Below are 21,949 nucleotides of genomic sequence, written 5' to 3'. Positions count from 1 at the left end.
TTTCCGTTCCGAAATCTGGAGCCAGGATGCTTCATCCCGTCGTTCTAAGCGGTGGCAGCGGTTCGCGCCTGTGGCCGCTGTCCCGTCAGAATCAGCCCAAGCAGTTCCTGTCGCTGATCGGCGATCACTCGCTGTTCCAGGAAACCATCCTGCGCGCCAACGCCCTGCCCGACACCGGTGCCCCCGTCACCGTGTGCGCCGAGGACCATCGCTTCATGGTCGGCGAGCAGTTGCAGGGCATCGGCGTCGCCAACGGCGCCATACTGCTCGAACCGATCGCGCGCAACACCGCGCCGGCGATCGCGCTGGCCGCGCTGCACCTGGTCGCCAGCGAACCCGACGCGACCATGCTGGTGCTGCCGGCCGATCACCTGATCGAAGACGTCGACGCGTTCCGCGACGCGGTCGCGCGCGCGGCGATACTGGCCGATCAGGATTGGCTGGTCACCTTCGGCATTCATCCGGACTATCCGGAAACCGGCTACGGCTATATCGATCGCGGCGACGCGCTGGGCGAGGGCGGCTACAAGGTCAGCCGTTTCGTCGAGAAGCCCGATCTGGCCACCGCCGAGGGCTATCTGGCCGCCGGCACCTATGCCTGGAACTCGGGCATGTTCCTGTTCAAGGCCCAGCGTTATCTCGACGAACTGGCGAGGCTGGCGCCGAAGATTCTCGAATCGGCGCGTGCGGCCTACGCCAAGGCCAACACCGATCTGGACTTCATCCGTCTGGGCAAGGAGGAATTCGCCGCCAGCCCGAACGATTCCATCGACTACGCGGTGATGGAAAAGACCGACCGCGCCGCGGTGGTGCCGGTGAGCTGCGGCTGGAGCGACATCGGTTCGTGGTCGTCGCTGTGGGCGGTGGCCGAGCGCGACGACGACGGCAATCGCTACGAAGGCGATGTGATCTCGGTCGACACCAGCGGCTCGCTGGTGCGCGCTTCGGACCGGCGCATGATCGCGACGATCGGCGTGGAAGACCTGGTCATCATCGACACGCCCGACGCGACCCTGGTCGCGCGCAAGGACCGGGTGCAGGACGTCAAGACCATCGTCGACAAGCTCAAGCAGGCCGGGCGTCAGGAGCATCTGTTCCATCGCAAGGTCTATCGTCCGTGGGGCAATTACGACTCCATCGACATGGGCGACCGTTTCCAGGTCAAGCGCATCGAGGTCAAGCCCGGCGGCGTGCTGAGCCTGCAGAAGCATCACAAGCGCGCCGAGCATTGGATCGTGGTGTCGGGCGTGGCCGAGGTCACCTGCGACGACAAGGTGTTCGAGCTGCGCGAGAACGAGAGCACTTACATCCCGCTGGGCAGCGTGCATCGCCTGCGCAACCGCGGCACCGAGCCGGTCGAGTTGATCGAGGTGCAGTCGGGCAGTTATCTGGGCGAGGACGATATTGTTCGCCTGGAAGACGTGTACGGGCGTTCGTAAGCGGCGTTGCTTTGTTGGTTGCAAAGACCGGCCATTGGCCGGTCTTTGCTTTTGTGGGGTTGTCGCCGCGGACCGGAAAGCATCGGGGCTGAAGCCCCTCCCACAAAAGACTTCGCGGCTTCGCAATCTTTTGTGGGAGGGGCTTCAGCCCCGATGCTTTTCGCTCAGATCAGGCAACCCTCACACCTGACTCAAAGCGCCGCCGTCTGCAACCACTGCGCCAACACCTCGGCGAACCGATCCGCGCTGCCCGCCTCATGCGCGAAGAACAACGAAGGCTCGCACAACTCCAGTTCCAGCAACTGCGGCAGCCCTTCGCCATCGCGGATCAGATCGACCCGCGCATACGGCAGCGGCTCTTCCAGATCCAGCCGCGCGGTCATCGCGGTCAGCGCATGCATCGCCACCGCGCGCTCGTCTTCGCCGGCTTCGCGCGCGTTGATGCGCTCCACCGCGCGCAGGTTCAGCGCGTCCTCGCGTTGCAGCATCGCGCCCTTGCGAATGGCATGGCTGAAAACACCGTTGAAATACATCAGCGCGGTTTCGCCGTCGCGATCCACCGAGGCCAGGTACGGCTGCAGCATCGCGCTGCGGCCCTCGTCGAGCAGCCGCGCGATGTGATTGGCCGCGGCGAATTCCTGCGCGCGCGCATAACGCTGGGTGTCGCGCGAGCCGGCGCTGATCGCCGGCTTGACCACGAACTCGTCCGCCTGCGGCTGCGCCAGCAGGAATTCCTGCAGCGCCGGCAGCGGGTCCATTTCCGGCTCGACGAACGCGGTCGTCACCACCGGCACGCCGCGCGCGGCCAGATCGGCCAGGTAGTGTTTGTCGGTGTTCCAGCGCAGCACCGGCCAGGGATTGAGCAGGCGGGCGAGGGCTTCGACCCGTTCGCACCACGCGGTGAATTCATCGAAGCGCTCGGTGTAATCCCACGGCGAGCGCAGCAATACGGTGTCGTATCGCGCCCAGGCCACGCTGGGGTCGTCCCAGGCGCGGATCTCGGCGCGCAGGCCGCGCGCCAGGCAGGCGGCATGCAGCAGCGGCAGGTCGTCGTCCTGCGCGGCGGTGGCGATGGCGGTGACCAGGGCGAGTCGGCTCATATCGCAAGTCTAGCGTCGGCACACAATCAAGGCATTGTGGCGCCATTGCCCGAAAGTCCGCTACGTCCCGGCGCGGGCGCGCGTTAAACTGCGCTCATTCCGCAACGGAGTTGTCCCATGGCCCAGGCCATCGCCGCGAAAACCAAGCTGTATCCCAGTGCCAAAGACGCGCTGCAGGGCGTCGTCGCCGACGATCAGACCCTGGCGGTCGGCGGTTTCGGTCTGTGCGGCATCCCCGAGGCCCTGATCGGCGCGCTGCGCGACAGCGGGGTCAAGGGGCTGACCGCGATCTCCAACAACGCCGGCGTGGACGGCTTCGGCCTGGGCCTGCTGCTGGAAACGCGCCAGATCAGGAAGATGATTTCGTCCTACGTCGGCGAGAACAAGGAATTCGAGCGCCAATTCCTGTCCGGCGAGCTCGAACTCGAGTTCAACCCGCAAGGCACCCTGGCCGAGCGCCTGCGCGCCGGCGGCGCCGGCATTCCGGCCTTCTTCACCCGCACCGGCTACGGCACCGTGGTCGCCGAAGGCAAGGAGACGCGCGAGTTCGACGGCCATCATTACGTGATGGAAACCGCGCTCAAGGCCGACGTGTCGCTGGTCAAGGCCTGGAAGGCGGACACTTCCGGCAACCTGGTGTTCCGCAAGACCGCGCGCAATTTCAATCCGGCCTGCGCGATGGCCGGCAAGGTCTGCATCGCCGAGGTCGAGGAACTGGTCGCGCTGGGCGACATCGATCCCGACCACGTGCATCTGCCGGGCATCTACGTCGATCGCATCGTGGTCAACGCCACGCCGGAGAAGCGGATCGAGCAGCGGACGGTGCGGGCTGGGTGAGAGGGCTTGAGTGAGCCCAGGCCGTTTCGATTCGCGCGCGCTGATCTGGTGGACGCGTTGAAGTCAAAGTGGTCGATGCTGCTCGCCGCTTGTCTTTCCGAAGCCAGAGCCGTTCGGCGCAGGCCGACGTTCTCCGTAATCAATTCATTTGCGTCCACCTAAACAGGAAGAACTCCCAATGGCATGGTCCCGCGACGAAATGGCGCAGCGCGCCGCGCAGGAACTCACCGACGGCGCTTACGTCAATCTCGGCATCGGTCTGCCGACGCTGGTCGCCAACTTCATTCCCGACGGCATGGACGTGTGGCTGCAGTCCGAGAACGGTCTGCTCGGCATCGGTCCGTTCCCGACCGAAACGCAAGTAGACGCCGACCTCATCAACGCCGGCAAGCAGACCGTCACCGCGCGCGAAGGCGCCAGCTATTTCGGCAGTCACGACAGCTTCGCGATGATCCGCGGCGGCCACATCGATCTGGCCATCCTCGGCGCGATGCAGGTCACCGCCAAGGGCGATCTGGCCAACTGGATGGTGCCGGGCAAGATGGTCAAGGGCATGGGCGGCGCGATGGATCTGGTCGCCGGCGTCAAGCGCGTGGTCGTGCTGATGGAACACACCGCCAAGAGCGGCGAGCACAAGATCCTGCCCGAATGCACGCTGCCGCTGACCGGCCTGGGCGTGGTCAACCGGATCATCACCGAACTTGCGGTCATGGATGTGACCGAACAGGGACTGGTGCTGGTCGAGTCGGCGCCGGGCGTGAGTGAAGACGAACTGCGCGAGAAGACCGGCGTGCCGTTTCGGCGCGCCTGAACAGGTCTGAGGCGGGCGCCAGCGCGCTCATCGGATCCGGATTCGAATATTTGCGAATCCGGCCCGAAAAGTCGCATGTGAAACTGAATCCGCGGGCATTGCAGTCTGCACGCCGGGCGTGCAGCATGGCGCGCTGCTATCCCCCGCCGGCTGGTTCGTCATGCGCAATTTGTTCCTTGTCACTGCTCTGCTCCTTGGCGGAGCGGGCTGCACTTCCACGGACCGCGATTCATCGTCGGAAGGCGCACGCAAGGACGCAACCGCGGCGTCCGCGAGCGCGCACGCCGGCCCCGCCGCATACGCACGCGCACTGCCGCTCGCGGCCAAGCGCCGCGTCGGTTTCGGCCAATGGCCGGACCGCGGCGAGCTGGTCGGCTATTCCGATCCGCGCGCCACGATCAGCGAAGGCGCCTACACCTGGCATCCGGTCGATCTGAGCGAACGCCATGCGATCGCCGCGATCGCGCAGGGCCACCTCAGCCTGACCACCCCGTCGGGCGAGCAGCTCGACTTCTGCTACGAGCGCCACATCGAACATCCCGGCGGCGACTGGACCTGGGTCGGCCGCGTCGATCGCGACGGCGTCGTCCAGCAGGCGATCATCACCTTCGGCGAACGCGCCGCGTTCGGCGCGATCGACCAGGACGGCAAGCCGGCGTTGAAGCTGACCATGCGCGACGGCAAGGCCTGGCTGGTGGAAACCGATCCGGTCAAGCTGGCCCTGGTCGAGAAGCAGTTCGGCGCCGGGCATCGCGACGATTTCCTGATTCCCAGCGCCGCCGTCGGCGCCGCCACGGATTCGCAGTCCAACCCGTTGGCGGCCGCCGCCGTCGCCGCGGCCAAGGCCGCGACCACGGTCGATGTGCTGGTCGGTTACAGCAACGGTTTCGCCGCCGGCCTGGGCGGCGCTTCGCAAGCGCAGACCCGCATCAACAATCTGGTCGATATCACCAATCAGGCTTACATCAACAGCCAGATCGACGCGCGCATCCGCCTGGTGCATGCGATGCAGGTGAACTATCCGGACAACACCGACAACGGCGACGCGTTGGAGAAACTCACCGGCACCCGCACCACGCCGGTCGACCCGGCGTTCAACGCCCTGCGCGCGGCGCGCGACCAGTACGGCGCCGATCTGGTTTCGCTGGTGCGCAAGTATGACCGCCAGACCCAGAACGGCTGCGGCATCGCCTGGTTGATCGGCGGCGACCGCCAGCCGTACACCACCGGATCGGCCGGCAACGGCTATTCGGTGGTCAGCGACGGACGCCAGCAGGACGGCAATACCACGTATTTCTGCCGCGACGAATCCTTCGCCCACGAGCTCGGCCACAACATGGGCGCGCAGCACGATCGCGAAACCGCGACCACGGGCGGCACGCTGAAGTACGGTGCGTTCGTGTATTCCTTCGGTTACAAGACCGATGCCGCCGGCGGCAACTTCTACGACATCATGGCCTACGGCGATCAGGGCCAGACCGCGTACCGGGTGTTCTCCAACCCGCGCGTGACCTTGTGCGGCGGACGCGCCTGCGGCGTGGAGAATCAGGCCGACAACGCGCGCACGCTGACTCAGACCATGCCCACGGCCGCGGCGTTCCGCGCCACGGTGGTGCCGCTCAGCGCCAAGGACGACTACAACAGCGACGGGAAGTCGGACCTTTTGATGGTCAGGAACAGCGACGGGGTGTTGTGCTACTTCCTCATGGACGGCGCGAGCTTGGTCTCCAACCAATGTCCTGGCGCGGTCGGTAACGGCTACCGAATCGTGTCCACGGGCGATTTCGATGGCGACCGCGTGCCCGATGTCATGTGGAGCAACGGCTACGCCCTCAAACTGTGGACCGGCAACGGGGCCGGTGGCACGGCGACGCAGCAATCGGTGTTTACTTACGACAGCACGTGGTTGATCGATAAGTCCGCGGACATGAACTCCGACGGCAAGACCGACTTGCTCGTGACCAAAGACGGTGTGCTGTGCGTGTATTTCATGAGCGGCAATTCATTGGCTTCGGCAAGTTGCCCGGGTGGAGCGGGCGCCGGCTTCCGAATTCTGGCCGCCGCCGATTTCAATGGCGATAGCCGCGTCGATCTGCTTTGGACCAACGGCAATTACCTGAAGCTGTGGTTCGGCAACGGTGCGGGAGGTTTCTCGTCGATGCAGGATATCGGCGGCTACGATGGCAGTTGGACGATGTCGGCCGCGGCTGACATGAATTCCGACGGTAAAGCCGACATTTTGATGGCGAAAGACGGCGTTCTGTGCATGTTGTTCATGAACGGCGGGACGCTGAATTCTTCAAGTTGCCCGGGCGGGGCAGGTAGCGGTTTCCGCATCGTCAAAACGGCGGACTTCAATGGCGATGGCAACAACGATATTTTGTGGAGCAATGGTTACTTCGCCAAGATCTGGTTGGGCAATGGCGCCGGAGGCTTGAGCATGTACGACTTCGGCGGCTACGACAGCGCTTGGATCATCAATTGACCCATGGATGAAGCCCCCGGGCTGTGTCGGGGAATAGCCGCATCATCTTCAGGTGCGGCTGTTCGATTGATCGATCGAGCCCGAGGCGCTGACGCCGAGGCAAACGAAAAAGGCGCGATCTTCACGATCGCGCCTTTTTTATTTACCCGGCCGCGGCGCGGGTAGCGTTACAAGTTCTGATAGTTCGGACCCGAGCCGCCTTCCGGCGTGACCCAGTTGATGATCTCGTACGGGTCCTTGATGTCGCAGGTCTTGCAGTGCACGCAGTTGGCGGAGTTGATCTGCAGGCGCTTGGCGCCGGCTTCTTCCACGATTTCGTACACGCCCGCCGGGCAGAAGCGCGTGCACGGGTTGCCGTACTCTTCCGCGCATTGGGTGATGCAGATGTTGGTGTCGGCGACCTTCAGGTGCACGGGCTGGTCTTCGTCGTGTTCGGTCGCGGCGAAATACACCGAGGCCAGACGGTCGCGCGGCGCCAGCGTGCGATCGATGTAATCGCGCTTGGGCTTTTCCGCCTCGCTCAGTTTCTGCAGCGACGGCCAGTCGGCCTTGTTCTTCAGCGTCCACGGCGACAGACCGCCGGTGACGGTTTCCCATGCGGCGTTGAGCATGCCGAACCAGAAGCCCTTCTTGAAACCGGGCTTGATGTTGCGGACCTTCTTGAGCTCGGCCATGGCGTTGGAGGCGCGCAGTTTGGCGTCGAAACCGGTGCTGTCGAGCGCGCCCGCCGCATGCTGCGCGGCAAGATGTTCCGCGGCGAGCATGCCGCTGCGGATCGCCTGATGCGTGCCCTTGATCTTGGGCACGTTGAGCAGGCCGGCGGTGTCGCCGATCAGCAGCGCGCCGGGCATGTCCAGCTTGGGCAGCGACTGCCAGCCGCCGGTGACGATCGCGCGCGCGCCGGCCGAAACCAGATTGCCGCCTTCCAGCAGCGGCTTGATCATCGGATGGTTCTTCCACTGCTGGAACGCTTCCCACGGCTTGTAGTCGGGGTCGCGGTAATCCAGCCCGCTGACGTAGCCCAGCGCGATGCGGCCCTTGTCCAGGTGATACAGGAAGCTGCCGCCGTAAGTGTGGCTGTCGGCCGGCCAGCCCACGCTGTGCACGATCTTGCCGGGCGTGACGCGGTCTTCCGGCACCTGCCACAGTTCCTTGATGCCGATGGAATACCCCTGCGGATCGCTGTCGGCGTCGAGCTTGAAGCGCTTGACCAGGCGCTTGGTCAGATGGCCGCGCGCGCCTTCGGCGAACACGGTGACCTTGGCGCGGATGTCGATGCCGGCGGTGAAGCCGGACTTGTGCGTTCCGTCCTTGGCGATGCCCATGTCGCCGATGCGCACGCCGGCGACGCGGCCGTCGGCATCGTGCAGGGTCTCGGCGGCGGCGAAGCCCGGATAGATTTCCACGCCCAGCGCTTCGGCCTGCGGCGCCATCCACGCGCACATCGCGCCGAGGCTGACGATGAAATTGCCGTGGTTGTTCATGTCCGGCGGCACGATCGGCGACTTGTAGCCGCCGGTCTTGGTCATCAGCCAGAACTCGTCCTCGCCGGCCGGCACGCAGATCGGCGGCGGATTGTCGCGCCAGCCCGGCAACAGCGCGTCGAGCGGGCCCGGTTCGATCACCGCGCCGGACAGGATGTGCGCGCCGATGGTGCTGGATTTTTCGATCACGCACACCGACAGCTCGGGGTTGAGCTGCTTAAGCCGGATCGCGAACGACAGCCCGGCCGGGCCGGCGCCGACGGTGACGACGTCGTACTCCATGACGTCGCGTTCGATCTCGATGGCTGGCGTGTCGGACGGCTGGACCGAATCGATCGGCTGTTCGCTCATGCTGGCGGTACTCGTGCGTGCAATCCGCTTATTGTCGCGGGTTTGCCCGGATGGGCCAAGCGCGGCGGGCCGATCCGGACGCCGGACCGTTTTAAACGCGATGGCGGGCCGGTCGCGAGCGGGCCGCCATCGGGGCGCGATCGGGCGCCCGGAGGGCCGGCGGGCACGGATTTGGGGCATGGTTGGCGGCTGGTTCGCGGGCGATCGGCGGGGGCGCCTTTACGGCGCAGGAGTGCGATGCCGGCCGCAAGATCCGGATCGCGGCGGCGCGCGGCCGCGTGCTAGCGTGCTGCATGCCCGTGAAACCGCTGCCGCTGCAAGGCGCCGAACTCGCCTTCGATCCGCACTGGCTCGCGCATGAGGCGGCCGACGCCTTGTACGCGGCCGTGCTGGATGAAGTCGCCTGGGAGGTGCATCGCATCCGATTGTTCGGCCGCGAGCACGACTCGCCGCGATTGAGCAGTTGGATCGGCGATCCCGATGCGCATTACCGTTATTCCGGCGCCGATTTCCGTCCGCATCCTTGGCCGCCGGCCTTGCTCGGGATTCGCCTGCGGCTGGCGCAGGAACTCGGCGCACCGTTCAACAGCGTGCTGGCCAATCGCTACCGCGACGGCCGCGACGCGATGGGTTGGCACAGCGACGACGAACCCGAACTCGGGCCGGCGCCAGTGATCGCCTCATTGAGCCTCGGCGCGAGCCGGCGCTTCACCCTCAAGCATCGCCGCGATGCGTCGTTGAAGGCGGCGTTGGAATTGGGGCACGGCAGCTTGCTGGTGATGTCCGGGGCGACGCAGGCGAATTATCGGCATGCATTGCCGCGCACGGCCAAGCCGGTGGGGGAGCGGATCAATTTGACGTTTCGGGTGATCGGGCGGCGGTGAGTGGGGTTTGCTGCTGGGTTATCGCGAGCTGAGCGAAAAGCATCGGGCCTGAAGGCCCTCCCACAAAAGTGGCCGAAGCCCGCATGGCTTTTGTGGAATGGCCTTCAGTCCCAACGCTTTTGTGGGAGGGCCTTCAGGCCCGATGCCTTTCGTTCCGATTGCGGCGCACCCGCAACCGGAACGATGCATCACCCTCAACCTGCGCGAATCAAGGCCGCTGCCAAGCGCGAACGTAATCCACATACGTCGTAGCCGACTGCGTACCCGCAGCCGGCGGCTTGCCCGCATAGACGAAATGATCGACCAGAATCGATGTTTCGATCTGGCTGATATTGCGAGTCGTACGAACCAGCTGCCCATCCACATAGAACCGCGTCGCGTCGGGCGCGATCTCGGCGCCGTAGACGTGATAACCCGCGCTCGGATCGAAGCCGATGGTGTGGATGTAACTGTCCAGATCCTCCGTGCCGTTCTTGATCACATACTGATTCAAGTACAGCCGGCTCTTGTTGTCGGAGTAATACTCGAACACATCGGTTTCGTTCCACTGCTGCGCGCCGGGCGCCTGGAAGGTCCAGAACGCCGGCCAGAAACCGGCCACGCCCGGCAGTTTCATGCGCGCTTCGATAAAACCGTAGCGGAAGTTGTAGCGCTTGTGCGAGGACAGCAGGCACGAGGTCCAGTCGTAGTAGCGCCCCGACGGCGAGCGCACGCGTTCGCGCTTGGCCTGCATCGCCAGCACGCCGTTGCCGACCGAGCAATTGGCGGCCTGATTCCACTCCAGTTGCTGGTTGCCGGGATTGCCGTGGCCGTTATCGGATTCGGCCGAGGAATTGTCGGCCCACTTGTTCCAGTCCACCGCGGCGGCGGTGAATTCGTCGCCGAACTTGTAGACCCAGTTGCTGCCGGCGCCGAGCGGACGGGTATTGACCGGATCGCCGCCGGACGGTGCGGCGGCGACGGTGAAGCTGCGCTCGGGAGCGAGATTGGTCCATTGCCCGCCGGCGTAGTACGACAGCCAGTAGCGATACTGCCCGGCCGGGAATTGCCCGCTCGCGGTGAGCTCGCGCTGGGTCGCGCCGACGGTGTAGTTGTTCTGATGGCCCAGGTCGAAATTGCGGTCGGACGCGTCGCGCACCGCGAACACGATCTGATCGTAGGTGACCGGTTGCGGATTGAGCAACCGCGCGCCGAACAGCACGCTGGTATTCGCGACCGGCGCCTGGATGTCGCGGCCGATCGCGCGCAGCGGCGTGCCGTCGACGTTTTCATAATCGATGGTGCCCGCCGGCGTGGCCTGGGCCAGGCCGATAAAGGCGAGAAGCTCGACGCCCAGCGCGAGCGCGAGCGTGAGCAGGGTGCGGCGCGCGCTGACGCGGCGGCGCTGCGAGAACGGTGCGGTCATGATTTTTCTCCGGAAACTGCGCCAGGCATCGGCGCCGCGCAGTCTAGGAGCGCGCCGTGGCGCGGCTTGTGTTGGCAGTCACCGATTACAACGTTTGCGCGAACCTGTCGAAAAGCTGTCGGCAAGCTGTCGCCGCAAACGAAAACGGCCACGCTCGCGCATGACCGTTGTCGGTGACCGGCGTCGGCGCGACAGGCGGATCAGCGCTTGTGCGTCTTCTCGTGCGCATCGCCCGAAGTCAGCGTCCACCCGGCGATCTGGGTGACGACGGTCTGCATCGATTGCTCGAAGGCGTTGATGACCGCCGGGACTTCGACGCTCGCGGCCGGGCTGGATTGCAGGAAGGTGCGCGAGGCGACCACTTTCTGATCGGCGTTGTGCATCAGCTTGGCGTTGATCTCGATCACCGCCGATGGCGTGGCGTTGCCGGCGTAGTCGGATTCGAAGCGGCGCAGGTCCAGCACCAGCTTGTACTCCGCGGCGATGCCCGCGCCCTGGCGCGCGACCGCGGCGATCTTGCCCGAGTCCTCCAGCGTGCGCAGCAACGCGTCCTCGATCATGCTGCTGGGCAGCTTGGCCCAGGCGGCGCCCTTGTAGACCTGGATTTCGTTGCCGCTGGGACGCACGGCGATGCGCAGGCTGTCGATCATGCGCGCGGCGTTGGGCGCGCTCACCGCCAACTGCCAGTTGGCGTCGGGCCAGGCCGGATCGGCCTGCACGCGCGGATCGGGCGCGTACTGGACGGTCGGGGTCTTGGGTTTTTCGCCGAGGATCGACGAGCAGCCGCTGAGCGTGAGCAGCGCGGCCAGGCCGGCGGCGAGCGCGCGCGGCGGCGCGGCGGTGAAGAGCGGGCGGTTGCGCGCGCGGGTCGTCGTCATGGTCGTCGTCTTCGCAGTCGTCATCGCAGGGTCGGGCGAACGCATCGAGGGGCGGCTCATCGCGCGGCTTTCTCCGGCTCGAATTCCTTCGTCGCGTCGCGGCCCAGCAGGTAGCGGGTGGGATTGCTGTCCAGGCGGTCGCTGATCCGGCGCAGATCGCGCACCAGCGAGCGCAGTTCGCTCAGGGTCGGGCCGAGCTGGGCCAGACCGTCGTTGGCGAAGCTGCTGATCGCGGCGCGGTTGTCGTTGAGGATGCCGTTGGCGCCGTTGGCGGCCGAGTCGAGCTTGGTCAGGGTGCTGTCGAGCTTGTTGATGATGCCCGGCAGCTTGCCGGCCAGTTCGCGATCCACCGTTTCCACCGCGCGGTTGGTGGTGGTCAGGGTGGCGCTGAGTTGTTCGCTGGACTTCTTGGCGTTGGCGATCAGCTCGCGCAGGTCGCCGCGCTGGTCGGCGATCGAGCCGGTCAGCGATTCGATGTTGGCCAGGGTGTTGGACACGTGCTTGACGTTGTCGTCGCTGAGCACCTGATCCAGGCGCGCGACCAGGCGGTTGGCGGTGTCGGCGATGTTCTGCAGCGCCGAGGCTTCGGTCTGGATGATCGGAATCTCGCCACTGCCCTCGGCGTCGGCCAGCGCCGGGCTGTTGGGGCTGCCGCCGGTGAGCTGGATGATCGGCGTGCCGGTGATGCCGGTCAGCGACAGTTTGGCGCGCGTATCGGTCTTCACCGGCGCGTCGGCCTGCAGGCGCAGCTTGGCGATGACCCGGCGCGGATCGTCCGGCGCCAGGCTCAGCTGCTGCACCGTGCCCACGCCGATGCCGTTGTATTGCACGGTGCTGCCTTCCGACAGGCCGGTGACCGGTTCGTTGAAGATCACCGCGTACTCGCGCCAGCTCTTCTCGGACGAATACTTGGCCGCCCACAGCGCGAACAACAGCAGGAACAGCGTCACGACGATCGTGAACGCACCGATGAGGACGTAATTGGCCTTGGTTTCCATCAGGCACCTTTGAGCGATGAAGCCCTGGCCGGCATCATGCCAGCATGGGATAGGTAAACACGGTGAAATGCAGCAGATTGAGGCCGAAATGGGCGAGTACGGCGCCGAGCAGGCCGCCCTTGCGATAGGCCCAACCGTAAGCCAGTCCCGCCAACGTGGCCAGAACGACCCAGCGCCAGCCGCCGCCGGCATGCACCAGGCCGAAGGCCAGCGCCGAGACCATGGTGGCGTAAGTCGCGCCGTGCCGGACCTCGCGCCAGCGCCGCTGCAGCGATTCGAGAAGATACCCGCGGAACATGGCTTCTTCGGTCAGCGCCACCAGCAGCAGATTGTTGAGCGCCCACAGCGCGCCGAAGGCCGGCCATTTCGGCGCCCATGTAAGCAGGTGCAAAGCCAGCGCCAAGCCCAGGCACAAAACGCCGGCGACTGTCGCGCCGATCAGACCCGCGGCCAGCGAAGCGGCGACCGGCCGTTCGCCTTCGCCATGCAGGCGCAGCAGCGGCCAGCACAGCAGCAGCCAGAACCCGGCCAGCGGTTTGTCGAAGTTGAAGTACAGCGACATCGGCGCCGAATCGGGCGTGAGCCGCAGGTCCTGGAGCAACTGCGGGTTGTGGAACCCCGGCATCAGGTGCAGGCCCAGGGCGAAGGCGACCAGCACGAACAAGACATGCCCGGCGATGCGCGCGCCCTTGGCCCGCGCCGGCATCACCAGCCATGCGGCCAGGATCAGCAGGGCGAAGGACATCAGCGCCAGCGGATCGAGCAGGCCGCGCGCCAGGGCGGCGACCATCGCCACCGTCAGCAACGCGAGGCTGGCCTTGCGCGCCCGCGGCCACCACAGCAGCGCCGCGGCCGCACACAGCAGTCCCCAGATCGACACGCTCCACTGCGTGTCGGCGTGCGCGAGCAGCCCGGTCATCCTGCCTGCGCATCCGACGGCTTGTGCGCCGTGCCAGCCACGTTCTTGTCGCGCGCGACCTGGGCGGCGCGCGCGCGCGGGCCGTGGAAATATTCCTGCACCCACGGATGATCGAGCTTTTCCACCTCCTCGATCGGCGCGCAGGCGATGACCTTCTTGTCCGCCAGCACGGCGATGCGGTCGCAGATCGCGTACAGCGTGTCCAGGTCGTGGGTGATCAGGAACACGGTCAGGCCCAGCGCCTGTTGCAGCGTGCGGATCAGGCGGTCGAACGCGGCCGCGCCGATCGGGTCCAGGCCGGCGGTGGGTTCGTCGAGGAACAGCAGCGGCGGGTCCAGCGCCAGCGCGCGCGCCAGGCCGGCGCGCTTGCGCATGCCGCCGGACAACTGCGAGGGCAGCTTGTCGATCGCATCGGCCGGCAGGCCCGACAGCTTGACCTTCAGCAGCGCCAGTTCGTAGCGCAGCGAATCGGGCAGGTCGCCGTGGTACTCCTTCAGCGGCACCTGCACGTTCTCGCCGACGGTCAGCGACGAGAACAGCGCGCCGTCCTGGAACAGCACGCCGGTGTTGCGTTCGATCTCGCGGCGCAGGCGCGGATCGGGATTGCGCGCGTCGATGCCGAGCACTTCGATCTCGCCGGCATTGGGCCGGCGCAGGCCGAGGATGGATCGCATCATCACCGACTTGCCGGTGCCCGAGCCGCCGACCACGCCGATGATCTCGCCGCGCCTGACGTCCAGGTCCAGCCCGTCGTGCACGACCTGGTCGCCGAAGCGATTGACCAGGCCGCGGATGCGGATGATGACGTCGTCTTCGACGGCGTCGGGAATCGGGAATCGGGAATCGGGAATCGTCAAAGCGGCTTCTCCGCGAATTTGGCAGCCGCGAGCGCAGCACGCTTTTCAACGACTCCCGATTCCCGACTCCCGATTCCCGCCCGAATCACCAGCCCATCTCCATGAACCAGATCGCGAAGAACGCGTCGAGAACGATCACCAGCGAAATCGACTGGACCACGCTGGAGGTCGTGCGTTCGCCGACCGATTGCGCCGTGCCTTGCACCTGCAGGCCTTCCAGGCAGCCGATCAGGCTGATCAGCAGGGCGAAGATCGGCGCCTTGGACATGCCGACCAGGAAGTGGCGCAGCTGCATGGTGTCGTGCATGCGCGCCAGGTATTGCTGCGGTGGAATGTCCAGGCCGTAGGCGCCGACGGTGAGGCCGCCGAGCAGGCCGGCGACCATCGCGATGAAGGTCAGCAGCGGCAGCATCACCAGCAGCGCCAGCACGCGCGGGATCACCAGCAGGTCGATCGGGTCCATGCCCAGGGTGCGGATCGCATCGACTTCCTCGCGGCTGACCATCGCGCCGATCTGCGCGGTGAAGGCGCTGGCGGTGCGGCCGGCGAGCACGATCGCGGTCAGCAGCACGCCGAACTCGCGCAGGAAGGCGATGCTGACCAGCTCGACCACGAAGATGGTCGCGCCGAAATCCTTGAGGATGGTCGAGCCCAGGAACGCCACCACCGCGCCGACCAGGTAGCACAGCAGCGCGATCAGCGGCACCGCGTCCAGGCCGACCTGCTCCATGTGATGCACGGTCGCGGTCGGGCGGAAGCGGCCCGGGTTCTTGAACAAGCGCAGCATCTTGACCAGGGTTTCGCCGAAGAAGGCGACCAGCGCCAGCACTTCCTTCCAGTTGTCGGTGACCGCGAAGCCCAGGCGCGCGAGCGCGGCCTGGAAGCCGTATTCGCGTTTCTTCTTCGGGCGCTCGTCGGCGACGTCCTCGATCGCGCTGACCAGCGCGCGATGACTGTCGTGGAAGCTGAAGGTGGCGTCGAAATCCATCTGGTGGCGGCGCGCGTAGCGCATCAGCTGCAGCACGCCGACCGAGTCCAGGCGCTCGACTCCGGTCGCGTCGATTTCGCTGACGCCCTCGGGCACGTGCTTGAGCACGCTGCCGATGGTCACCGCATGTTCCAGCGTCCAACAGCCGGAAAGGCGTAGCCGCGAGGGCGCTTGGCCATCGGCGGCGATTTCCGGCGCTTGCGTGGTCGATACGGTCATAGGGCCTCGAGCGGGAGGATACAGGCTAGGGACGGCATGGTGAGTGTTGCGTGCAGTTTTGGGGGGACGGGAATCGGGAATGGGGAATCGGGAATCGAAACCTCGAAGGATGCGATCAACCGCCGACCGCGTTTGCTTTATCCGATTCCCTATTCCCGATTCCCGATTCCCGTCCCCCCATGCGATCCTTGCGCGGACATGTCCACCCCGCATCCGCTCAGCGCGACCAGTTACGCCGCCCGCATCGCCTTCGTGGTCGAGCTGGCCGAGCGTCTGCACAGTTACGGCACGACCGCGCAGCGCCTGGAAGGCGCGGTGACGGCGGTGGCGCAGAAACTGCGTTTGGAATGCGAGCCGTGGTCGAACCCGACCGGGTTGATCCTGACCTTCAGCGATCCCAACCGGCCCCTGGGCGACAGCGACACCACCCGCGTCATCCGCCTGCCGCCGGGCGAAAACGACCTCTACCGGCTCAGCGAAACCGACCGCATCGCCGAAGAGGTGATGGCCGGCAATCTGGACCTGGCCGCCGGCCACGCCGCGCTGGAGGCGCTGGACCGGCCGCGCAGCAAACGCTGGCGCGCGATGCAGGTGTTCGGCTACGGCCTGGCCGCCGGCGCGGTCGCCAGTCTGCTGCGGCTGCCGTGGCTGGACATCGGCGTGGCGGCGTTGAACGGATTGATGATCGGCCTGCTGGTGGATATTTCCGGCCAGCGCCCGCGCCTGCGCGAAGCGCTGGAGGCGATCGCCGGCATGTTCGCGGCGGCCTCGGTGCTGCTGGTGGCGAATTTCATCGCGCCGTTGAATCAGAACACGGTGATCATCGCCTCGCTGATCGTGCTGCTGCCCGGCATGGCGCTGACCAACGCGGTCAACGAATTGACCAGCCAGCATCTGGTGTCGGGCACGGCGCGATTCGCCGGCGCGGTGACCACGGTGGTGAAACTCGCGGTGGGCACGGTCATCGGCCTGTACCTGGCCGATCTGGTCGGCCTGGAACCGGTGGTGCGGGCGTCGCGGCCGCAGGAATCCTGGGTCGAATGGGCCGGACTGGCGGTGGCCTCGTACGCCTTCGCGGTGCTGTTCCGGGCTCATCGCAACGATTACCTGAAAGTCATGGCCTCGGCGGCGGCCGGTTATCTGATTTCGCGGTTCGTGGGTTTGGCCTGGGGCAGCCCGGCCGGGATATTCCTCGCCGCCCTGATCATGACCGCGATCGGCAACGCCTACGCGCGCTGGGGCAATCGGCCCGGGGCGATCATCCGGGTGCCCGGGATCATCCTGCTGGTGCCCGGCAGCGTGAGCCTGCGCGGGCTGCTGACGATGATCCAGCAGCAGGACGTGAACGTCGGCCAGGACGCGATCCTGGCGGTGATCAATATCCTGCTGGCGCTGATCGCGGGGTTGATATTCGGGAACTTGCTGTTGCCTTCTCGGCGGAATCTTTGAGGGGCTGGGATTGGGGGCGGGGGATTCGGGATTGGGGCGGCGGGGTGTTGTTGTTGCCGTTGCTCTTGCTAATCCCTAATCTCCAATCCCTAATCACGGCTCCAATGAAAACGCCGGCTTAAGGCCGGCGTTTTCGTTTGATTTTGGTTTTTCGTCCAGATTACTTGATCAGGAAATCTTCCAGCTTCTTGCCCTGCGCCGTATAAGCGGCGAGCCAGCGCGGCTGCTTGCCGCGGCCGGTCCAGGTTTCGCCGGTATTGGCCGGGTTGCGGTACTTCGGGGCGACCTTGCCCAACGGCTTGCGCGCCTTGCGGGTGGCGGCTGCGGTGGCCGGCTTGGCGGCCTTGCTGGCCTTGCCGGCGCTGCGGGCAGCGGCCGGAGCGGCGCCACCGAACAGTTCTTCCAGGGTGTAACCCTCGGTTTTGAGCACTTGGCTGATTCTTTTGCGCACCGCCGCGATCGGCTTGCGCTTGTTCAACGTGGTCTTGCGCTTCTTGGCCAGGCTGATCAGGGATTCGAGTTCTTTCGCGGACAACGAGGACAGATCGATCGACATGGAGCCTCCGGGGAGTAATGGTCGGAAAACGGCCAGTCCCTGGCGCGCGGCAGCATACTAATGGCAGCGCAGTCTGCCGTAAACGTACGCAAAGATATATACCCCGATATTGGGGGCGCCGGTCGCGCGCGGCGGCGGAATCGCGGCGTCGGCGCCGCGGTTAACCGCGATACCCTCGCGTGGCGTCGGGGCGGGCCACACGCTTGTCGTTTATCCAGCGCTATTCGGCCGTTTTGCCGGCGAAAGCGGGCGAATCGGGCTTGCGCGGCATGACCGGCGGGGATTACGTCGAAGGGTTTTAGACGGATTTATCCAAACCCGGCGCCACCGGTTTCGTGCCGCGCGGCGGCGGTTTGGAAAGCAGGCACGAAACCTGCTTATAAAAGCCGATTAGGCGATGGTGTGAAGGACGGCTCAGGGCCGACCCCAAACTCTTGCCGGGATTACCCTTGGGGCGGCGAAAATAATCGTCGCTGTTGCCGCGATGGAGGGCGGCGGGTTTAGAGCGGCTAGCAAACCGTAACCGCATCTTCTCCCTCTCTCTCGCCATTCTCCGTCTCCCGCTTGCCACCCAAGGTGACTTCTTTCGGGTAGAGGGCTGGGGTGAGGGGGAGCGCCGAAGGCGCGAATGCTCTCGCGTGGAGTTCCGCGACTGCTCGGCCCTCACCCCAACCCCTCTCCCGCAGCGGGAGAGGGGCTCTGGTTGCCCGCGGGCAAGACGGTTTTAGTGATTCTTAATCGCCCAGCCGCGAGCGCGGCCCCGGCTTACCGAGTCGCGCCGCCGATCCGAGCCAGCACCGCGGCGCGGTCGAGATTCTCCGCCTCGCTGGCGCGGCGGTGGCGGTATTCGAAACTGCCCGCGGCCAAGCCGCGTTCGGACACCACCACCCGGTGCGGCACGCCGATCAGTTCCATGTCGGCGAACATCGCGCCCGGACGCAGGCCGCGGTCGTCGAGGGCGGCGTCCACGCCGGCCTTGAGCAGGTCCTGGTACAGCGCCTGCGCGGCTTCGGCCACGGCGGCGTCGTTCTTCGGATTGATCACGCACACCACCGCCTGCCACGGCGCCATCGCCTCGGGCCAGGCGATGCCGGCGTCGTCGAAGTTCTGCTCGATCGCCGCGGCGACGATGCGCGATACGCCGATGCCGTAGCAGCCCATCGCCGGAGTCGCGGCCTTGCCGCTGTCGTCGAGCACGCTGAGCTTCATCGCTTCGGCGTACTTGCGGCCGAGCTGGAACACATGGCCGACCTCGATGCCGCGGGCGATGCCCAGGGTGCCCTTGCCGTCGGGCGAGGGATCGCCGGCGACGGCGTTGCGGATGTCGGCGACTTCATCGGCCTCGGCCAGATCGCGGCCCCAGTTGACGCCGGCGAGGTGGTAGCCGTTTTCGTTCGCGCCGACCACGAAGTCGGCCATGGCCGCGACGCTGCGGTCGGCGATCACGCGCACGGGCTTGAGCGGCTTGACCGGCCCCAGGAAGCCCGGCTGCGCGCCGAGGTGTTCGAGGATTTCCGCTTCGGTGGCCAGGCGGTACTCGGCCAGGCCGGCGAGCTTGGACAACTTGATCTCGTTGACCAGGTGATCGCCGCGCACCAGCGCCAGGGCGAACTGCGGCTTGCCTTCGCCGTCGCTGCCGATGATCGCCACCGACTTGACCGTGCGCGCCAGGCCGATGCCGAGCAGGGCGGCGACGTCCTCGCAGGTTTTCTGCGTCGGGGTATCGACCTTGCGCAGGTCTTCGCCGGCCGCGGCGCGCGCGCCCGGCGCCAGCGCTTCGGCCAGTTCGACGTTGGCCGCGTAGTCCGAGCCGTCGGAGAAAGCGATCGCGTCCTCGCCCGAATCGGCCAGCACGTGGAACTCGTGCGAGGCGCTGCCGCCGATCGCACCGGTGTCGGCGAACACGGCGCGGAACTTCAGCCCCAAGCGGGTGAAGATGCGGCCGTAGGTGTCGTACATGTTGCGGTATTCGCGGCCCAGGTCCTCGTCGGTGACATGGAAGGAATAGGCGTCCTTCATCAGGAACTCGCGCGCGCGCATCACGCCGAAACGCGGGCGGATTTCGTCGCGGAACTTGGTCTGGATCTGATAGAAATTGACCGGCAGCTGCTTGTAGCTGGACAGCTCGTTGCGGGCGAAGTCGGTGATGACTTCCTCATGCGTGGGGCCGAAGCAATACCACGCTTCCTTGCGGTCCTTGATCTTCAGCAACTGGCCGCCGAATTTCTCCCAGCGCCCGGTTTCCTCCCACAGCTCCTTGGGCTGCACCGCCGGCATCAGCACTTCGATCGCGCCCGCGGCGTTCATTTCCTCGCGCACCGCGCGCTCGACCTTGCGCAATACGCGCAGGCCCAGCGGCGACCAGGTGTACAGGCCGGCGGCGAGCTTGCGGATCATGCCGGCCTTGAGCATCAGCTTGTGGCTGACGATTTCGGCTTCGGCGGGCGTTTCCTTGCTGGTGTGGAGGTGGAACTGCGACAGGCGCATCGTGGGGAATTCGCGGGCTGGGAAAGCGAACAGTTTGCCATGAGCCGGGATTCGGGACTGGGATCGGGGATTGGCCGAAGCGGGGAACGGCGGACTCCTCGCGCTTCGACGGCGGCCGCGCAAAACAAAACGCCGGCCGCCGCAGTGCGGCGTCCGGCGTCGTCGTTACGATGGCGAAGACCCGGGACGAATCCCGAATCCCCGCTGCCGAACCTGTCAGCTGTCGGCCTTCCTGGGCCCGCCCGGCGGATTGGGCGCGGTGCTCGGCGTGGAGGTCGCCGCGGCCGGAGCGCCGGGCGTGGCCGGCGCGGTGCAGTAGGCGCGGATCGAGGTCTGGGCCAGATCGACCTGGGCCTGGCGCTGCTTGGCGTCGAGCACGTTGTCGGGCTTGCCGTCGCCGTTGCTGTCCACGCCGACCTGGGCCGAGCTCTGCAACTGCTTGAGGTTGGCCCGCGCGGTGATGCACTGGCTGCTCTCGCTGGAGGCGGTGACGGTGGCGGACTGGGTCGGCGTACCGGTCTTGTTCTTGATCACCCGGTTCTTGACCTGACCGGATTGGCTGGGCGGCGGCGAGTCGGAATAGTGGGTGACGCCCTGGGCGTCCTTCCACTGATACAGCTCGGTGGCGGCGGCCGGCGCGGCCAGCACGACGGCCAGGGCGGCGCTCAGGCCCAGCGCCGAAAGGGCGCGACGGGCGGAAAGACGGGACATGCGGGACATGAGTGGCTCCGGAAGCGGGGCAGGGCGGAACAGCCGGGACTAAGGTACGGCGGGGGAACGCGAATTGCAGCATCCTGCCGGGGCGCAGGCAAGCGCTACACTTCCCAGTTATGGAACCTCAACCCTCGCCCCGCCCGCGCGGCCGCGGCATCTATTTGCTGCCTAATTTGTTCACCACCGGCGGCATGTTCGCCGGCTTCTACGCGATTATCGCCGCCACGCAGGGGCGTTTCGACGAAGCCTGCATGGCGATTTTCATCGCCGCCATCCTCGACGGCGTGGACGGCCGGGTCGCCCGGCTGACCAATACCCAGAGCGAATTCGGGGTCCAGTACGACTCCCTGGCCGATCTGATCAGCTTCGGCCTGGCCCCGGCCCTGGTCATGTACCACTGGGCCCTGGAATCGACCAAGCTCGACGGGGTGATCCCGGGCAAGATCGGCTGGGTCGGCGCCTTTCTGTACGCCGCCTGCGCGGCCTTGCGGCTGGCGCGCTTCAATTCCCAGGTCGGCCAGGTGGACAAGCGCTGGTTCATCGGCCTGGCCAGCCCGGCCGCGGCCGGACTGGTGGCCAGCTTCGTATGGACCTGCCACAGCTTCGACCTGGACGGCGAGCAACTGCGCTACGGCGCGCTGGCGGTGACCACCCTCGCCGGCCTGCTGATGGTCAGCCGGCTGCGCTACGTCAGCTTCAAGGGCAGCGGCCCGCGCAACGACCGGGTGCCGTTCCTGGCGATCCTGGTGGTGGTGGCGGTGCTGGTGGCGATCGCGATCGACCCGCCGCGGGTGCTGCTGGCGATCTTCGCCCCGTACGCGCTGTCCGGCCCGGTCCAGGCCATCTGGCGGCGGATGCGGCGCACGCCGGCGCCGGACGCCGCGGCCGCGCCGCCGCCCAAGAACGAGAGCTGAGCGCATGAGCGAACTGTGGAGCGCGCAACAGCGCGAGTGGCTGCAGGCGATGGGACACACGGTGCTGGCCCTGGCAGGCACCGAGACGACGGCCGCGCCCGCGCTCGCGCAGGAAGGCGAACGCGCCGGCGATGCGCGCCCCGCGCCGGCCCGCGCCGACAGCGGCCGCTCCGC

At 66.4% G+C, this 21,949-nt stretch carries 18 protein-coding genes; 7 read left to right on the top strand and 11 right to left on the bottom strand.

Going from position 1 to position 21,949, the window contains the following annotated elements:
• Positions 1–26: 26 nt before the first annotated feature.
• Positions 27–1,439: a mannose-1-phosphate guanylyltransferase/mannose-6-phosphate isomerase gene (locus J7J50_RS07470; RefSeq protein ID WP_215055990.1), complete on the top strand. Its 1,413-nt coding sequence runs from the start codon at positions 27–29 to the stop codon at positions 1,437–1,439.
• Between the two features lie 191 nt (positions 1,440–1,630).
• Here the strand turns inward: J7J50_RS07470 and J7J50_RS07465 are convergent, their stop codons facing one another.
• Positions 1,631–2,539 carry a hypothetical protein gene (locus J7J50_RS07465; RefSeq protein ID WP_215055991.1) on the bottom strand — a complete coding sequence of 303 codons (909 nt, stop codon included), beginning with the start codon at positions 2,537–2,539 and terminating at the stop codon, positions 1,631–1,633.
• A 117-nt stretch (positions 2,540–2,656) separates the two neighbouring features.
• Between J7J50_RS07465 and J7J50_RS07460 the strand changes: the two genes are divergently transcribed.
• The 3 genes from J7J50_RS07460 (at position 2,657) to J7J50_RS07450 (ending at position 6,672) form a co-directional block, all read left to right on the top strand.
• Positions 2,657–3,376 carry a CoA transferase subunit A gene (locus tag J7J50_RS07460; protein WP_057944181.1) on the top strand — a complete coding sequence of 240 codons (720 nt, stop codon included), beginning with the start codon at positions 2,657–2,659 and terminating at the stop codon, positions 3,374–3,376.
• Between the two features lie 178 nt (positions 3,377–3,554).
• Complete coding sequence (locus J7J50_RS07455; RefSeq protein ID WP_215055992.1) at positions 3,555–4,187, top strand: CoA transferase subunit B; 633 nt, start codon at positions 3,555–3,557, stop codon at positions 4,185–4,187.
• Between the two features lie 160 nt (positions 4,188–4,347).
• Positions 4,348–6,672 (top strand): FG-GAP-like repeat-containing protein, encoded by a 2,325-nt coding sequence (locus J7J50_RS07450; RefSeq protein ID WP_215055993.1) that lies wholly within the window; start codon positions 4,348–4,350, stop codon positions 6,670–6,672.
• 167 nt (positions 6,673–6,839) lie between these two features.
• Here J7J50_RS07450 and J7J50_RS07445 read toward each other — a convergent pair whose 3' ends face one another.
• Complete coding sequence (locus J7J50_RS07445; RefSeq protein WP_215055994.1) at positions 6,840–8,507, bottom strand: electron transfer flavoprotein-ubiquinone oxidoreductase; 1,668 nt, start codon at positions 8,505–8,507, stop codon at positions 6,840–6,842.
• A 293-nt stretch (positions 8,508–8,800) separates the two neighbouring features.
• On the opposite strand from J7J50_RS07445, the gene J7J50_RS07440 reads away from it, so the two are divergent.
• The gene (locus tag J7J50_RS07440) at positions 8,801–9,391 is read left to right on the top strand and encodes an alpha-ketoglutarate-dependent dioxygenase AlkB (RefSeq protein WP_215055995.1); all 591 of its coding nucleotides are present in this window, start codon (positions 8,801–8,803) and stop codon (positions 9,389–9,391) included.
• A 208-nt stretch (positions 9,392–9,599) separates the two neighbouring features.
• On the opposite strand, the gene J7J50_RS07435 is transcribed toward J7J50_RS07440, so the two are convergent.
• The 6 genes from J7J50_RS07435 to J7J50_RS07410 all read right to left on the bottom strand — a co-directional run bounded on the left by J7J50_RS07435 (position 9,600) and on the right by J7J50_RS07410 (position 15,655).
• Positions 9,600–10,796, bottom strand: coding sequence for a glycoside hydrolase family 16 protein (locus tag J7J50_RS07435; RefSeq protein ID WP_215055996.1), 1,197 nt, complete (start codon positions 10,794–10,796; stop codon positions 9,600–9,602).
• Between the two features lie 200 nt (positions 10,797–10,996).
• Entirely contained in the window at positions 10,997–11,674 is a 678-nt protein-coding gene (locus J7J50_RS07430; protein WP_215062830.1) for an ABC-type transport auxiliary lipoprotein family protein, read from the bottom strand.
• Positions 11,675–11,730: 56 nt separating this feature from the next.
• Positions 11,731–12,672 carry an MlaD family protein gene (locus J7J50_RS07425; protein WP_057944176.1) on the bottom strand — a complete coding sequence of 314 codons (942 nt, stop codon included), beginning with the start codon at positions 12,670–12,672 and terminating at the stop codon, positions 11,731–11,733.
• A 34-nt stretch (positions 12,673–12,706) separates the two neighbouring features.
• Positions 12,707–13,591 (bottom strand): CPBP family intramembrane glutamic endopeptidase, encoded by an 885-nt coding sequence (locus J7J50_RS07420; protein ID WP_215060932.1) that lies wholly within the window; start codon positions 13,589–13,591, stop codon positions 12,707–12,709.
• Positions 13,588–14,448, bottom strand: coding sequence for an ABC transporter ATP-binding protein (locus J7J50_RS07415; RefSeq protein ID WP_215060930.1), 861 nt, complete (start codon positions 14,446–14,448; stop codon positions 13,588–13,590). The genes J7J50_RS07420 and J7J50_RS07415 overlap by 4 nt, the downstream gene beginning before the upstream one ends.
• Before the next feature lie 85 nt (positions 14,449–14,533).
• The gene (locus J7J50_RS07410; protein WP_215060928.1) at positions 14,534–15,655 is read right to left on the bottom strand and encodes an ABC transporter permease; all 1,122 of its coding nucleotides are present in this window, start codon (positions 15,653–15,655) and stop codon (positions 14,534–14,536) included.
• Positions 15,656–15,853: 198 nt separating this feature from the next.
• Between J7J50_RS07410 and J7J50_RS07405 the strand changes: the two genes are divergently transcribed.
• Complete coding sequence (locus J7J50_RS07405) at positions 15,854–17,104, top strand: threonine/serine exporter family protein (protein ID WP_215060926.1); 1,251 nt, start codon at positions 15,854–15,856, stop codon at positions 17,102–17,104.
• A 160-nt stretch (positions 17,105–17,264) separates the two neighbouring features.
• Here the strand turns inward: J7J50_RS07405 and J7J50_RS07400 are convergent, their stop codons facing one another.
• The 3 genes from J7J50_RS07400 to J7J50_RS07390 all read right to left on the bottom strand — a co-directional run bounded on the left by J7J50_RS07400 (position 17,265) and on the right by J7J50_RS07390 (position 20,867).
• Positions 17,265–17,660, bottom strand: coding sequence for an H-NS histone family protein (locus tag J7J50_RS07400; RefSeq protein ID WP_215060919.1), 396 nt, complete (start codon positions 17,658–17,660; stop codon positions 17,265–17,267).
• Positions 17,661–18,425: 765 nt separating this feature from the next.
• Positions 18,426–20,147 carry a proline--tRNA ligase gene (locus J7J50_RS07395; RefSeq protein WP_215060917.1) on the bottom strand — a complete coding sequence of 574 codons (1,722 nt, stop codon included), beginning with the start codon at positions 20,145–20,147 and terminating at the stop codon, positions 18,426–18,428.
• Between the two features lie 216 nt (positions 20,148–20,363).
• On the bottom strand, positions 20,364–20,867 hold the full coding sequence (locus tag J7J50_RS07390; protein ID WP_251044476.1) for a DUF4124 domain-containing protein: 504 nt from the start codon (positions 20,865–20,867) through the stop codon (positions 20,364–20,366).
• 110 nt (positions 20,868–20,977) lie between these two features.
• On the opposite strand from J7J50_RS07390, the gene pssA reads away from it, so the two are divergent.
• Positions 20,978–21,775: a CDP-diacylglycerol--serine O-phosphatidyltransferase gene (pssA, locus tag J7J50_RS07385; protein ID WP_215060916.1), complete on the top strand. Its 798-nt coding sequence runs from the start codon at positions 20,978–20,980 to the stop codon at positions 21,773–21,775.
• Positions 21,776–21,949: the final 174 nt, after the last annotated feature.

Source organism: Lysobacter sp. ISL-50, assembly GCF_018612875.1.
Taxonomy (GTDB): Bacteria; Pseudomonadota; Gammaproteobacteria; order Xanthomonadales; family Xanthomonadaceae; genus Lysobacter.
This window is presented reverse-complemented; position numbering and strand designations above follow the sequence as displayed.

Bases quoted from the DNA above. Each gene is read 5' to 3' on its own strand.
- J7J50_RS07470 (WP_215055990.1), top strand. From the start codon at position 27: ATGCTTCATCCCGTCGTTCTAAGCGGTGGCAGCGGTTCGCGCCTGTGG.
- J7J50_RS07465 (WP_215055991.1), bottom strand. From the start codon at position 2,539: ATGAGCCGACTCGCCCTGGTCACCGCCATCGCCACCGCCGCGCAGGAC.
- J7J50_RS07460 (WP_057944181.1), top strand. From the start codon at position 2,657: ATGGCCCAGGCCATCGCCGCGAAAACCAAGCTGTATCCCAGTGCCAAA.
- J7J50_RS07455 (WP_215055992.1), top strand. From the start codon at position 3,555: ATGGCATGGTCCCGCGACGAAATGGCGCAGCGCGCCGCGCAGGAACTC.
- J7J50_RS07450 (WP_215055993.1), top strand. From the start codon at position 4,348: ATGCGCAATTTGTTCCTTGTCACTGCTCTGCTCCTTGGCGGAGCGGGC.
- J7J50_RS07445 (WP_215055994.1), bottom strand. From the start codon at position 8,507: ATGAGCGAACAGCCGATCGATTCGGTCCAGCCGTCCGACACGCCAGCC.
- J7J50_RS07440 (WP_215055995.1), top strand. From the start codon at position 8,801: ATGCCCGTGAAACCGCTGCCGCTGCAAGGCGCCGAACTCGCCTTCGAT.
- J7J50_RS07435 (WP_215055996.1), bottom strand. From the start codon at position 10,796: ATGACCGCACCGTTCTCGCAGCGCCGCCGCGTCAGCGCGCGCCGCACC.
- J7J50_RS07430 (WP_215062830.1), bottom strand. From the start codon at position 11,674: ATGACGACGACCCGCGCGCGCAACCGCCCGCTCTTCACCGCCGCGCCG.
- J7J50_RS07425 (WP_057944176.1), bottom strand. From the start codon at position 12,672: ATGGAAACCAAGGCCAATTACGTCCTCATCGGTGCGTTCACGATCGTC.
- J7J50_RS07420 (WP_215060932.1), bottom strand. From the start codon at position 13,591: ATGACCGGGCTGCTCGCGCACGCCGACACGCAGTGGAGCGTGTCGATC.
- J7J50_RS07410 (WP_215060928.1), bottom strand. From the start codon at position 15,655: ATGACCGTATCGACCACGCAAGCGCCGGAAATCGCCGCCGATGGCCAA.
- J7J50_RS07405 (WP_215060926.1), top strand. From the start codon at position 15,854: ATGTCCACCCCGCATCCGCTCAGCGCGACCAGTTACGCCGCCCGCATC.
- J7J50_RS07400 (WP_215060919.1), bottom strand. From the start codon at position 17,660: ATGTCGATCGATCTGTCCTCGTTGTCCGCGAAAGAACTCGAATCCCTG.
- J7J50_RS07395 (WP_215060917.1), bottom strand. From the start codon at position 20,147: ATGCGCCTGTCGCAGTTCCACCTCCACACCAGCAAGGAAACGCCCGCC.
- J7J50_RS07390 (WP_251044476.1), bottom strand. From the start codon at position 20,867: ATGTCCCGCATGTCCCGTCTTTCCGCCCGTCGCGCCCTTTCGGCGCTG.
- pssA (WP_215060916.1), top strand. From the start codon at position 20,978: ATGGAACCTCAACCCTCGCCCCGCCCGCGCGGCCGCGGCATCTATTTG.